Source organism: Mycobacterium sp. NTMscope_Eco_3, from assembly GCF_976985685.1.
The window spans coordinates 338039-350224 of the sequence record NZ_CDRJYZ010000001.1; the positions used below are offsets into that span (position 1 = coordinate 338039).

General features: G+C 64.8%; 9 protein-coding genes and 7 pseudogenes. 7 read left to right on the plus strand and 9 right to left on the minus strand.

Features of this window, described 5'->3' with window-relative positions:
* Positions 1-138 precede the first annotated feature (138 nt).
* From AC0KTM_RS01570 to fdxA, 6 genes and pseudogenes are all read right to left on the minus strand, one after another.
* Positions 139-300 (minus strand): annotated as a pseudogene (locus AC0KTM_RS01570) (ExeA family protein); the annotation flags it as partial.
* The gene (locus tag AC0KTM_RS01575) at positions 297-1703 is read right to left on the minus strand and encodes a DDE-type integrase/transposase/recombinase (protein WP_007168461.1); all 1407 of its coding nucleotides are present in this window, start codon (positions 1701-1703) and stop codon (positions 297-299) included. The gene AC0KTM_RS01575 and the pseudogene AC0KTM_RS01570, both read right to left, overlap by 4 nt.
* A 46-nt stretch (positions 1704-1749) precedes the next feature.
* Positions 1750-1902, minus strand: a pseudogene (locus AC0KTM_RS01580) (hypothetical protein); the annotation flags it as partial.
* Positions 1895-2782: pseudogene (locus tag AC0KTM_RS01585) on the minus strand (APC family permease); the annotation flags it as partial. The pseudogenes AC0KTM_RS01580 and AC0KTM_RS01585, both read right to left, overlap by 8 nt.
* Positions 2783-2877: 95 nt before the next feature.
* Positions 2878-3963, minus strand: a pseudogene (dapC, locus tag AC0KTM_RS01590) (succinyldiaminopimelate transaminase).
* Positions 3964-4025: 62 nt separating this feature from the next.
* Positions 4026-4352: a ferredoxin gene (gene fdxA, locus AC0KTM_RS01595; RefSeq protein ID WP_007168467.1), complete on the minus strand. Its 327-nt coding sequence runs from the start codon at positions 4350-4352 to the stop codon at positions 4026-4028.
* 348 nt (positions 4353-4700) lie between these two features.
* Here fdxA and AC0KTM_RS01600 point away from each other — a divergent pair, with 348 nt between their 5' ends.
* From AC0KTM_RS01600 to AC0KTM_RS01630, 7 genes and pseudogenes are all read left to right on the plus strand, one after another.
* Positions 4701-4979, plus strand: coding sequence for a transposase (locus AC0KTM_RS01600; RefSeq protein ID WP_007168468.1), 279 nt, complete (start codon positions 4701-4703; stop codon positions 4977-4979).
* Positions 4976-5131 carry a hypothetical protein gene (locus AC0KTM_RS01605; RefSeq protein ID WP_154074411.1) on the plus strand — a complete coding sequence of 52 codons (156 nt, stop codon included), beginning with the start codon at positions 4976-4978 and terminating at the stop codon, positions 5129-5131. Before AC0KTM_RS01600 ends, AC0KTM_RS01605 begins: the two co-directional genes overlap by 4 nt.
* A 75-nt stretch (positions 5132-5206) precedes the next feature.
* The gene (locus AC0KTM_RS01610) at positions 5207-5656 is read left to right on the plus strand and encodes a DDE-type integrase/transposase/recombinase (RefSeq protein WP_007168470.1); all 450 of its coding nucleotides are present in this window, start codon (positions 5207-5209) and stop codon (positions 5654-5656) included.
* 403 nt (positions 5657-6059) lie between these two features.
* Positions 6060-6293 (plus strand): annotated as a pseudogene (locus AC0KTM_RS01615) (hypothetical protein); the annotation flags it as partial.
* A 596-nt stretch (positions 6294-6889) separates the two neighbouring features.
* Positions 6890-7999 (plus strand): NAD(P)H-dependent amine dehydrogenase family protein, encoded by a 1110-nt coding sequence (locus tag AC0KTM_RS01620; RefSeq protein WP_007168472.1) that lies wholly within the window; start codon positions 6890-6892, stop codon positions 7997-7999.
* Positions 8000-8291: 292 nt separating this feature from the next.
* Entirely contained in the window at positions 8292-8960 is a 669-nt protein-coding gene (locus AC0KTM_RS01625) for a cation:proton antiporter (protein ID WP_007168473.1), read from the plus strand.
* Between the two features lie 48 nt (positions 8961-9008).
* Positions 9009-9491 (plus strand): annotated as a pseudogene (locus AC0KTM_RS01630) (transposase); the annotation flags it as partial.
* A gap of 32 nt (positions 9492-9523) precedes the next feature.
* Here AC0KTM_RS01630 and AC0KTM_RS01635 read toward each other — a convergent pair.
* The 3 genes and pseudogenes from AC0KTM_RS01635 to AC0KTM_RS01645 form a co-directional block, all read right to left on the minus strand.
* A complete protein-coding gene (locus AC0KTM_RS01635) occupies positions 9524-10327 on the minus strand; it encodes an IS30 family transposase (RefSeq protein ID WP_225589814.1) in 804 nt (267 codons plus the stop codon).
* Between the two features lie 97 nt (positions 10328-10424).
* Positions 10425-10706, minus strand: a complete 282-nt coding sequence (locus AC0KTM_RS01640) for a hypothetical protein (RefSeq protein WP_136244823.1) — start codon at positions 10704-10706, stop codon at positions 10425-10427.
* A gap of 129 nt (positions 10707-10835) precedes the next feature.
* A pseudogene (locus AC0KTM_RS01645) lies at positions 10836-12183 on the minus strand (IS256 family transposase).
* Between the last annotated feature and the right edge of the window lie 3 nt (positions 12184-12186).

The following is a 12186-nucleotide window of genomic DNA, read 5'->3' on the forward strand; positions in this document are numbered from 1 at the left end:
AGTGGTTGGCACCTTCACCGTCACCACCGGGGCCCGCAGTTCCTGATCGACACGACGAACACGGGGTGGGTACTTTTATCCGGCCACCAGCGGATACCTCCACTTGGCCACCAGTGGGTACTTTTTCATGGCCACGGACACCTCGCCGGTGATCACGCCGATGCGGCGTTCGGCGATGCACCAGCCGATGCGGGCGAGGGCTTCGTTGTGGGCGCTGTGGCGGTGCAGCATGCCGGGGGCCAGGTCGCGGCCGAACGGCGTGCGCGAGAAACCGTAGTAGGAGATCAGGTTGTCCATCATCGGGGTTGGGCCTCTTCGCCGGTGAGTAGGTCGAGCTGGCCGGGGATCTGGTCGGCCCCAGTCAGGGCGGCGTAGTTGACGCCGCGGGCCAGTTCGGTCTGATGCGCGGTCTCGATCAGCCGCGCGTAGTCGACACCAGTGGGTTTCGGTGGTATCGACGGGGTTTCGGGTTTGGCCTTGGGGTGCGAGTGCCGCCCGATGTGGTGCGGGATCGCTAGCCCCATCGGCACGCCGGCCAGACGCACCTCGATGCGGGTCAAATCGAACGGGTCGAATACCAGCTCCACCTTGCGCCCAACCAGTGCGGGGTCGACCTCGTAGCTGTTGCCGTGCAACGAGACGGTCGCCGTCTTGGTGACGCGGCGGTGCTCCTCCCACAAAAACGCCTCGGTGAGCGCCTCCGGGGCGGGCAGGCCGACCGGGCCAGACGCGCACCAGCGGGCCAGCGGGGTCTGCCCGGTTTCGGAATGGACGGTGCGGTGGTAGACAGTTTCGACCCAGGCCGCAAAGAGCCGGTTCAATTCGGCCAGATCGGCGACGTGGTGGCGTCCGGCGACGTCGGGCTCGCCGGTGATCTCGACCAGGAACTGCTCACGCACGGTCCTGAAAAACCTCTCTATCTTCCCTCGCCCTTCCGGCCGATGCGGTGTCGAATGCACCAGGCGCACACCGAGTTTCGCGCACGCCCTCAACAACCACGTGTCTATATAGGCCGATCCGTTATCGACATACACGGCCTTGGGGACGCCGCGCGAAGCCAGCGCCGGGCGCAGTGCGGCGGCCAGCCGCACGGTGTCCTCGGCATACCCCCACCGATAGCCGGGCAGCAGCCGGGAATGATCATCCAAGAACGCGAATAAATAGGTTTTACGGGCCGCGATCGCGATGCCGTGCAGCGCATCCCCGGTCCACAGGTCGTTGGGGTGCTCAGCCTCGAACCGGCCGAACACCGGCGCCGACCCGCAACCGGTGCCGGCGGTCAGCCCCAACCGGTGGAAGTTGCGTTGCAGGGTCCGCTCATCGGGCGCCCAGCCCAACTGGGTGAGCAGGATCCGGCGGATCGCCGCGGCGGTGCGGGCGGGGTTCTCCCGACGCAGCGCCACCGCCAGCTCCAGCACTTCGGCCGGGGTGCGCGGCGTGCATTGGCGCGGGCTGGGCACCAGCGCATCGAACCCGCCGGCACGCCAGTCCCTAATCCACCGATCGATGGTCTGCCGCGAGATCCGCACCCGCCGCCCAAACGGGTCGGTGTGCTCGCGCGACGCCAACTCGCGCACTATCTTTCCCCGCTCCTTGGTGGAGTGCGCCGGCTCGGCGGCCTCCCGGATCAACTGGTACCGGAACAATCCGATCACCCGGGCCCGCTCGGCCCGCACCCTCGCCTCATCATCGCCGACCACCACCGGCCGCCTCCTTTGCTGTCTTTTAAACACACGACAGCGCACAGGATTACGGCCTCATCTGCCTTGGCGGCAGGGTCGACTCGTGTTGCACCCACTCCCCGGGCCAGCCCGACGCCAACAACCGGCCACCGGAGACCGCCACCGCGACTTCGGCCAGCGACACCTCGGGCAGCGCGAACCGGCGCTCGATCACGGACGAGGACGAAGAAGATATCGCCGATTGGTCCGTTGCCGAAGACCGCACGACCGACCCGCGACAAGACCGATGGATATTCAGTGACATACGGCGTTGCATGAGTGACGTACGCGAGATAGGCGACACCGGCCAGCAAGAACCCGAGAATGCAGGCCATCGCGGTGAGCACTCGACGTGCGTTGACGCCCTGCGGCTTTCGGAAGACGTCGACTGTATTTGGAAATCGCCTCAACCCCGGTCAATGACGAACCCCCGTTGGCGAACGAACGCAGCAAGGTCAGGATCGTGGCGCCCATCACCAAGCCGTTGCCCTGCTGTACCGGCACCGTTCCGGCCAGGTGATGCGGGTCGTACACCGGTAATTCCCAAAATATTTCGCGAATGACACCCACCACGATCGTCAGACTGATCATGGCGATGAAGGAGTAGGTCGCCACCGCGAACGGCATTCCCGCTTCCTTTAAGCCACGCAGGTTCAGGTAGCAGATGACAAGCACCACGCCAACCGTGATGGCTAGGCTGTAGGGACCCAACACCGGGATCGCCGACACCACCGCCACCGTTCCAGCCGCCGACTGCACTGCCACCGTGACCACATAGTCGATCAACAGTGCAGCGGCCGCGACCTGCGCGACCCGGGGTCCGAAATTCTCCCGCGCGCCAACGCCGCCAGCCCGGCCTGGGGCAGCAGTTCGATCAAGATCTGCTCCGGGCCGTATGCGGTCGATGAGATTGCGTCCGGTGAAAGTGCCCCAAGCGCAACGGGATTCGACAACTTCTCGGATGTCAGGTTCTCGGTAATCAGCGGCTTTCCCAGAAAGACGCGCTTGGCTATGTCCCCGACAGTCGCCGGGATACGCTGCTTGCCAGTCGAAGTTGTCACGACCACATTCTTTACCCGAGGTTGAGCGCTAAGGAAGCACTTGGCAACGCCTTCGATGCATTCTGCCGCCCGCCCCCTCCACGCGGGTGCGCAAGCTAAGCGAGGCGGCCGGCCGCGGCGGCGACGCGCTCGTCAGTGGCGGTCAGCGCAACCCGCACATGCTGTGCACCGCGCGGGCCGTAGAACTCGCCGGGCGCCACCAGGATGCCGCGCGTGGCCAACCACGGATGCTGTCCCGGCATGGCTCACCGCGGGTGGCCCACAAGTAGAGTCCTGCTTCCGAATAGTCGATAGCAAAACCGGCTGAGCGCAGCGCCGGCAACAGGGCCGCCCGCCGCCGCGCGTACCGCTCGCGCTGCAGCTTTTCGTGATCGTCGTCGTCCAGCGCGGCCACCATGGCAGCCTGCACCGGCGTCGGCACCATCATTCCTGGCATGTCTGCGTACTGCCAGCAGTTCGACGACCAGGGCGGGATCACCGGCGACGAAACCGGCCCGGTATCCCGCGAGCGACGAGCTCTTCGAGAGCGAGTGCAGCGCTAGCAGCCCGGTGTGGTCGCCATCGCAGATGGACGGATGCAGCACCGACAATGGCTCGGCATCCCAGCCCAATCCCAGGTAGCACTCGTCGGAAGCCACCACAACGCCACGATCGCGCGACCACCCCACCACCTTGCGCAGGTGTTCGGCGCCCAGCACGCGCCCGGTCGGGTTGCTCGGGGAGTTCAGATACACCAGTGTCACCGATTGCGGGCCCAACTGGGTCAGCGAGTCCGCGAGCAGCACCTGCGCTCCCGCCAGCCGGGCGCCGACGTCATACGTCGGATACGCCAGTTCCGGCGCCACGACCACATCCGCTGGGCCCAGGCCCAGCAGGGTCGGTAGCCAGGCGATGAGTTCTTTGCTACCGATCACCGGCAGCACGGCCGCCTTGGTCAGCCCGGTGATGCCGAAGCGGCGGTCAAGGGCAGCCACTGCCGCTTCACGCAGCCGCGCAGTACCGGCGGTTGCCGGATAGCCCGGCGCGGAACTGGCGGCCGCCAACGCCTCTCGGATCACCGGCGCAACCGGATCTACCGGAGTGCCGATGGACAAGTCGACGATGCCGTCCGGATGGGACCCGGCCAGCGCCTCCGCCTCGGCCGACGTGTCCCAAGGGAAATCCGGCAGGGAGGCCGACACTCCCCTGCGAGCGGGTGGTACCCCCAGTCGGCCCATCCCGGGCTTCTGCAGCACCGGCGCGCTCAGTCGCCTTCGCCCTGCGGTGGCAGATCCTTCACCACTTGGGGATCGTTCTCGGTCATGCCGACCTTGGCCGCACCACCCGGCGACCCCAGCTCAACGAAAAAGTCGGCGTTGATCTGCGTGTACTGGCTCCACTGTTCGGGCACATCGTCTTCGTAGTAGATCGCTTCGACAGGGCAGACCGGTTCACAAGCCCCACAGTCGACGCATTCATCGGGGTGGATGTAGAGCATCCGAGCACCCTCGTAGATGCAGTCGACCGGGCACTCCTCAATGCATGCCTTGTCCTTGATGTCGACGCAGGGTTCGGCAATTGTGTACGTCACGGACGTCTCCTCAAGGTGTCCTCCATGTAATGCCCCGTGTGGGCTGCCGTTCGCATTGTCGCGGCGGTTCTGGACCGCTTCCAGACAAAGCGTTTGATTACTGATACTAGACGTTGCACATACACGTCAACCACTTGGCACGCCCGTCAGACCGCAGTGCTATGCACCTAGTCGCACCTAGTCGCACAGCGGCGTGGTGTGCCATTTCTGCTGCCCGGATGGCACCGGCGTACGCGACCTTGGTGTCGCTGTGCGAACAGGCCGGCTCGGGCTACCAGTTACCCCCTGGTTGATCAAGTTCCTGTGGGAGTCCGATGCCCCAGAATTGGGGCGAGGAGGACTCGATTCATGGCACGTCGACGGCATACACCGGAGCAGGTGGTCCGCAAGCTTCGTGAGGGTGAACGGCTGCTCGGTGAGGGCAAAGACCTCGGGGAGGTCTGCCGGCATCTGGAGGTCAGTGAGCAGACCTGGCATCGCTGGCGAAATCAGTACGGCGGGATGAAAGCCGAAGACACCAAACGGCTCAAGGAGCTTGAGCGGGAGAATCAGCGGCTCAAGAAGCTGGTCGCCGAGCAGGCCCTCGACATCGACATGCTCAAGGAGATGAGCCGGGGAAACTGGTGAGCCCCGACCGTCGGCGGCGAGCGGTGGTGATGCTCGTCGAGCGGTTCGGGGTCTCGCAGCGGCGTGCCTGCCGGGTGGTCGGCCAACACCGCTCGGTGCAGCAGTATGGGCCGCAACGACCCGATGGCGTCGAACAGCGGCTGCGCGCCTGACTGCGGGAGATCGCCATCAGCCATCCGCGGTGGGGCTGGCGCAAGGCGCACGCCATCGCCAAGTCAGAAGGCCTCGTGGTCAATCCCAAACGCACGCACCGATTGTGGAAAGACGAACGGCTGCAACGTCCGTCGAAGACCCGCAAGCGGCTGCGCCTGGGCCACAGTGCGGCGCACCGGCGCATGGCGGCGGCCCGCCCCGATCACGTGTGGGCGCTGGACTACCAGCACGACCTCACCGTCGACGGCCGCCAGCTGCGTTTCCTCAACGTCATCGACGAGTTCACCCGCGAGGCGTTGGCGACACGGCCACGTCGGTCGTGGAACGCCGATCAGACCACCGGACTGCTCGACGAACTGATCATGACCACTGGCCGCAAGCCCGAACACATCCGAATGGACAACGGACCCGAACTGACCAGTCACGCCCTCGCCGACTGGGCCCGCTTCGGCTCGGTAGGCGCCGTGTTCATCCAACCCGGCGCACCGTGTTCGGGGGCATTCAGGTTGAGCACTTGGGGGTAGCGATCCGGCACTGACGGTGATCAGTTCGTCGGCCGGTCGTTTCTGCGTTTGGTCTTTGTGGTGTCGGGGCGGCACGGTGATCACGTCGTTGTGGGCGGCGGCCCTCCCGATGTCTCTGGGCGGAGTCTGCGGGAGGGCCGTCTTCGCGCTTGGAGGCGCAGTGGTCACGGTAGAGGCAGATGTCGATGTGGTCGAGCGCAGGCTGGCGGCGGGCGAGTTGAGCTGCCCGGCATGCAGCAGCGTGCTGGCGCGTTGGGGGTGGGCCAGGCCGCGACAGCTGCGCGGTCGGGACGGGTCGGTGCGGTTGTGTCCTCGCCGGTCGCGATGCACCGGCTGCGGGGTGACGCATGTGTTGTTGCCCGTGACCGCGTTGCTGCGCCGTGCCGACACTGCGGCGGTGATCGTGTCGGCGCTGGCTGCCAAGGCGTTGCGGCGGCGGGTGGGGTTTCGCCGGATCGCGGCCGACTTGGCCCGTCCGGTGGAGACGGTGCGGGGCTGGCTGCGTCGCTTCGCCGAGCGGGCCGAGGCGGTGCGGTCAATGTTCACGGTCTGGTTGCGCGCGGTGGACCCCGATCCGGTGATGCCTGAGCCGGCCGGCGGGGTGGTCGCCGATGCGGTGACGGTGATCGCCGCGGTCGCGGGCCCATTTCGATGATCGACCCGACATATCACGTGATCGAGGACCCCGCGAAGGCCGGCAGGCCCGGGGACTCCGGGGAATCCGGGCAACGCAGCGAAACGTAATCTTTTGGCCGGATATCGGGCTGACCCGAGGGGTGTAAATGGCCGAAAGCCGGGCAGTTAGATTCGTTAACTAGTGGGCGGTGTACGTCATGCCCGCGGTCGACGGAAAGGACAGCTGTGAAGCGACTGGCAGCCGTGTTGGTGTCCGTGTTGGGTTTCGCATTCACCGCCAATGGTTACCGGGCGCTGACTAAGCGCCCGTACGGCTCGGTTTTCGCGTCGGAACTTCCAATGCAATCGCTCGGCGTCCAGGTCACGGCGCTGGCGGCGGTGGCTGGGGCTGCTGGGCTTGCGCCACGTCGGGCGAAAGGCCGACGAACCGCTGACCGCTGCGCTCGATGCCGGCCTGGGTCCCGAGCGTCGCACCGAGTCGGGCGATCTATGGAAGCGGCCCGCGCCCGCAGGTGCGACCGCGAAGAAACCTGGCGTGGGACGAATGCTGCGGATCTACCGTGACTACGCGCATGACGGCGATATCAGTTACGGGGAGTGCGGCTCCAGGAACCATCTCGACATCTGCTCCGGTCCAGGTCGGGCCAGTGGGGCGTCGGCAACGTCGGAACGGTGGCGCTTCGCCATTTCGTCGGTAACCCTGCGTACGAGGTGGTCGGCGTGCTCTGTAATCGTCCGGAAAAAGTTGGCAAGGATGCCGGTGAGCTCGTCGGCGCCGCGCCGATCGGTGTGCTTGCGACCACCGACAAGGAAGCCATCGAAGCGCTTGACGCCGATTGCGTGTTCTATGCGCCACTTTGGTCCGATCCCGAAGAGGTCTGCCGTCTGCTGCGCGGGGGCAAGAACGTCGTCGCCTCGGGTGGCGCATGGTGGTATCGAACCGAACACAGCAAGGCGGATATCGACAAGATCGACGCAGCGTGTCACGAGGGCGGTACTTCGTTCCACGCAGGTGGTATCAATCCTGGCTTTGCCGGAGACCTGCTCGTGCTGACGCTGGCCCGAATCGTCAGCCGGATCGACGCTATCCACATCTACGAGGTGGTGAATTTCGGCAAGGACACTTTGAAGTACCTGCACGAGATGGGGATGGGGAGCGATCCCGAAGAGTTTCTGGCCGGACCGAATCTCCTGGGGAACGCATGGCCGTTGTTCGCCCAGTCGATGGCCATGGTGGCGGACGGATTCGGCAAGACGGTCGACAAGTACACAACGGATGTAGAGTTAGGGACGGCCACGCGCGACATCCGGTACGAAGGGGGGCCGACCAGCGACATGCCAGGCTTTAAGGGCGTGATCAAGAAGGGAACAGTCGCCTCACAGCATCACAAGTGGACGACTTGGGTGGACAACAAGACCTTCATCACATTCCACGAGATGTACACGATGGACGAATACAATGCCATTGAGCCGCAGCCTGATTGGGGCGGTCACTATCACTATCGCATCGTGATCGAGGGCGACGAACCCACCGAGCTGATCCTCCAAGCGCCTCCGGATGCGCAGGGCAACTACCCGAAGCCGGGCTACACCTGGACCGCGATGGGCCCCGCGAACGCGATTCCAGCCGTTTGTGACGCCCCGCCTGGATTCCTCACCCATAAGGAGCTCGGGCTTGTGCCGCTGCGCGGCCTGGTGCGCTTGTAGCGATTACAAAACCGCTGGGCCCGAATCAGCCGGGAGACGGCGGGAGGATCCCGCGAATCCGGGCCGTGAGCCACGAGGCCACCGCTCAGGTTTTGCGCGCCGTCAATGAGCTTGCGGACCAGGAGGGTTCTCGCTCCGGCGGGTATTTCGTGCGGGCAGTGGGGGCGATGAAGCCACGTCATCCTTGCGGTCGGGGTCGCTGTCACCTCGGTGCCGGCGGTGTCAAAAATCTTCGCCGACCTGAAAATCCTGGACACACGGTTCAGGCAAGACGACTCTGCATCCGTGGCAGATGTTCTGGCACCTTTTCGCAACGGTGGCCTACTTCATCCTCGGGCTCAAGCTTGTTCCACGCGTCATCAAGCGCATCAACACTTCTCGCTGGAATGTCTTTGCGCGGCAGTCGCCCACCGGCTACCCCATAGCGGTCCTGCTGGCATACTGCGCAGTTGTCGGAGCCCTCGACGTCAACCTCGTCTTCGCGGCGTTCCTCGCAGGTTTTGCCGTCGCGCATAGGAAGCGCAGGATCTTCGCCGACGCGCTCGAGGCAATCGGCAAAGTCTCCTTCGCCTTCTTCATTCCCATCTACTTCGCGATCGTCGGCCTGAAGCTGGATCTCATCCGCGGCGTCTCGGTATGGATGATCGTCATCTTCATTGTCGGCACCTGCGCGATCAAAGTGATGTCGGTATCGCTCGCCGGGCGGTTCGCGGGTTTCCGGGGACTTGACCTGATCAACCTTGCGATCACCACCAACGCCCGCGGTGGCCCCGGCATCGTTTTGGCCAATGTCGCCTTCGACGCCGGCATCATCAGCTCAAAGTTCTACACCACACAGGTAATCGCAGCCGTGCTCACCTCCCAGTTCGCCGGTACTTGGCTCGACTACGTCATGCGTAAAGGCTGGCGGGACTGTCTGAACAACGGTGGATCTGATCTTGGTCTGTCACGCCGAGCGTGAGCTTGGCGGGAAGGACTGACGATGTCAGAAACACTCGATCCTGTGGCGATGGAACTGGATCAACGGCAGCTCGCTGAGCAGCTGCTGGCGCAGGCAAAAGAACAGGGTGTCGAGCTGGTCGGCCCGAACGGGCTGCTGAATCAGTTGACCAAGAACGTGCTGGAGACCGCGCTGGATGCCGAGATGGCCGAGCACCTGGGCTATGACAAGCACGACCCTGCCGGGCGCGGCAGCGGGAACTCCCGCAACGACACCAGGGCCAAGACGGTGCTCACCGAGATCGGCGCCGTCGAGATCGAAGTGCCTCGCGACACCAACAGCAGCTTCGAGCCGCAGATTGTCAAGAAGCGTCAGCGTCGGCTGACGGGTATCGACGAGATCGTATTGTCACTCACGGCAAAGGGATTGACCACCGGTGAGGTCGCTGCCCACTTCGCCGACGTCTACGGCGCCACGGTATCCAAGGACACGATCTCGCGGATCACCGACAAGGTAGTCGCCGAGATGACCGACTGGTGTAACCGGCCACTGGTGCCCGGGCGGATTCCACTCATCGTTGCGAATCAGTGAAGTGTGTACTGACGCTCCCATCGTCGCAGAAGTTCGGTCGGGGTGTTGTCCTTGAGGCACAGTCGTGGGCGGTCGTTGAGTTCATCGGCGATCTGCCGGAGTTGGCCGTCGTCCCAGATGCTGAGGTCGGTGCCCTTTGGTAAGTATTGGCGTACAAGCCCATTGGCGTTCTCATTACTTCCGCGTTGCCAAGGTGAGTGTGGGTCGGCGAAGTAGATCTTCAGCCCTGTCGCCGCCTCGATACGTTTGTGATGAAACATCTCGTTGCCCTGGTCCCAAGTCAGGGTCCGGCGCAGTTTGACCGGCATTTGGGTGAACGTTGCGATCAGGGCATCCCCGACATGCTGTGCCGAATGTCCATTCGGCAGTCGAATCAGCAGTGTTAGACGCATCTTTCGTTCCACCAGCGTTGCGACCGCCGACCGCTGCTGGGCGCCGACGATGAGGTCACCCTCCCAGTGGCCCGCCTGTCGGCGGGTTTGGACGCTCGCCGGTCGCTCGTGGATTGACCGCAGCTTGGTGAGTTGTTTCAGCGCGCCGTCGATAGCGCGATCCGTACCGAGGCCGACACGCTGGAGCGCATTCGGCGGCTGGCAGCCCACTACGACGACGCGACGATCGCGCGTCTGCTCGCACGGCAGGGCGTGATGACTGCGACCGGGCTGGCGTTCACCCGCGACCGGGTTGGCAGCCTGCGCCGCAAACACGGTATCGCCGGGCCGACCGAGCCTGTCGTACCCGTCGGCGACGATGTACGCATGGTCAGTATCGCCGAAGCCGAGACGCTGCTGGGGCACCTCCCGCGCCACTCTCTACCGGTGGCTGGCAAGCGGCTTCATCCACGGCGAGCAACATCGCCCTGGCGACCCGTGGCGGATCCGCATCGACCCCGAGCTACGCGCCAATATCACCCCAGACACACCCGACGGATGGGTTGGGCTCGAGCAGGCTGCCCGCCGACTCGGCGTGGCCAAACAGACCGTCCTGGATCGAATCCGCCGCGGAGAGCTCAACGCCGTCCACGTCAACCGTGGCCAACGCAAAGGCCTGGCCATCCAACTGCCGCTGCCGGAGGAGACCTTGTTCACTACGGCGCCATGAAACGCCGACAGCAGCTTGTCGCATCCGGTCCAGAACACCTAATCGCACCACCCGCCCGACCATGAACACCAACAACAACGCAGCATTCGGCCCGAATCTGGACCGAATGAGACAAACGACGAAAGGAAATTAGCAGTGAGAACCGGGATCGACCGGGTTGCCCAACTCGTCGCGCAGATCGATCGTTCGCTTGCGTTCATGAGTCTATGCGGTAGCGCTGACAGGCTCGGTTGGCACCAGGCCAGTTTCGGTGTGATTTTGCGGATTCCTTTGCGGCAGTTCGGTCGGTGGGTCGTGCAGCGATCTGCGTAGGTCGGCCAGCAGCCGCAGCCCGGCCGGGGTCATGGTGAACCCGCGCCATCCGGCGCTGGCGCGGTCGAGTACGGCCCACACCAGTGTGAGGCAGGAGTACTCGCCGGGCAGGCGGCCGATCACCTTGACTCTGCGCCGTGTTTCGCCGAAGGTGCGTTCGATGAAGTTGGAGTGTCGGGCCCTGGGCCAATGCTCACGGGGAAACCGCAGGTAGACGGTCAGCGAGTCGCGGTCATCGAGCAGGGCCCGCACTGCGGCCGGGTAGGAGTCGCGCCAGCGCTTGGCGAACGCGTCGGTCCTGTTTTGGGCGAGTTTGACCGCGGCGATGCCGGGTTCGACATCGGCTGGTAGGTCGAAGACCGCCCAATAATCGGCTTTGACGTCAGCTTGGGCATTCTTGGGCACCTTGGCCAGGATGTTTCTGGCGCGATGAATAAGACACCGCTGCCGCAACGCCGCGCCCATGGTGGTCTCGACCGCGCCGATCAGCCCGGGTGCGCCGTCGCTGATCACCAGCAGTGGGCACGCCAGGCCGCGTTCGCCGAGCCCGCGCAAGAACCCTTCCCAGGCCGCACCGGATTCCGAGGAGGCCGCCTCAAGCCCGACGAACACCGGTTTGCCGTCGGTGTCGATACCCCACGCGGCCAGTACCGGCTCGGCTGAGGCGCCTGCGTGGTATTTAAAGTGCGACCCGTCCAGGAACAGGTAATCGAGCTCGACGTCGTCGAGGCGGCGAGCGCTCCACTGCTCGAACTGAGCCGTTGATGTCCTCGCAGATGCGCGACACCGTCGACTTCGACACCGCGGCGGCCTCGCCGAGCGCTTCGACCAGGGTGGCCTCCACGTCGCGGACCGACAACCCGCGCACGAACCCGGCGATCACCAATGCCTCCAATGCGTTGGTCTTGGTTACTCCCTTGCCGAACAGCTGGGAGGCGAACCGCTCGGTGGTGCCGCGCATCTTCGGCCGTGCCAGCGTCACCGGTCCCGCGGTGGTCTTCACCGTGGTCGGGCAGTATCCGTTGCGCATCCCGGCGCGGGCGTCCGCACAGCTCGCGGTCCGCTGGTAGCGGTCCCGGCCCAAAAACGCGGCCACTTCGGCCTCGATGGCGGTCTGCAGCAGCAACCGGGCACCAAGCCGGGCTACTTCCTCGATCGCGCCCGCCAGGTCCTCGCCGCCGGCGAACACACCATCAATTTCTGCCTGCAACCGCTGCACAGGCGATACCCTCTTCGACACGGA

Coding starts and splice junctions, on each gene's coding strand:
- AC0KTM_RS01600 (WP_007168468.1), top strand. CDS start 4,701: ATGGCACGTCGACGGCATACACCGGAGCAGGTGGTCCGCAAGCTTCGT.
- AC0KTM_RS01625 (WP_007168473.1), top strand. CDS start 8,292: ATGTTCTGGCACCTTTTCGCAACGGTGGCCTACTTCATCCTCGGGCTC.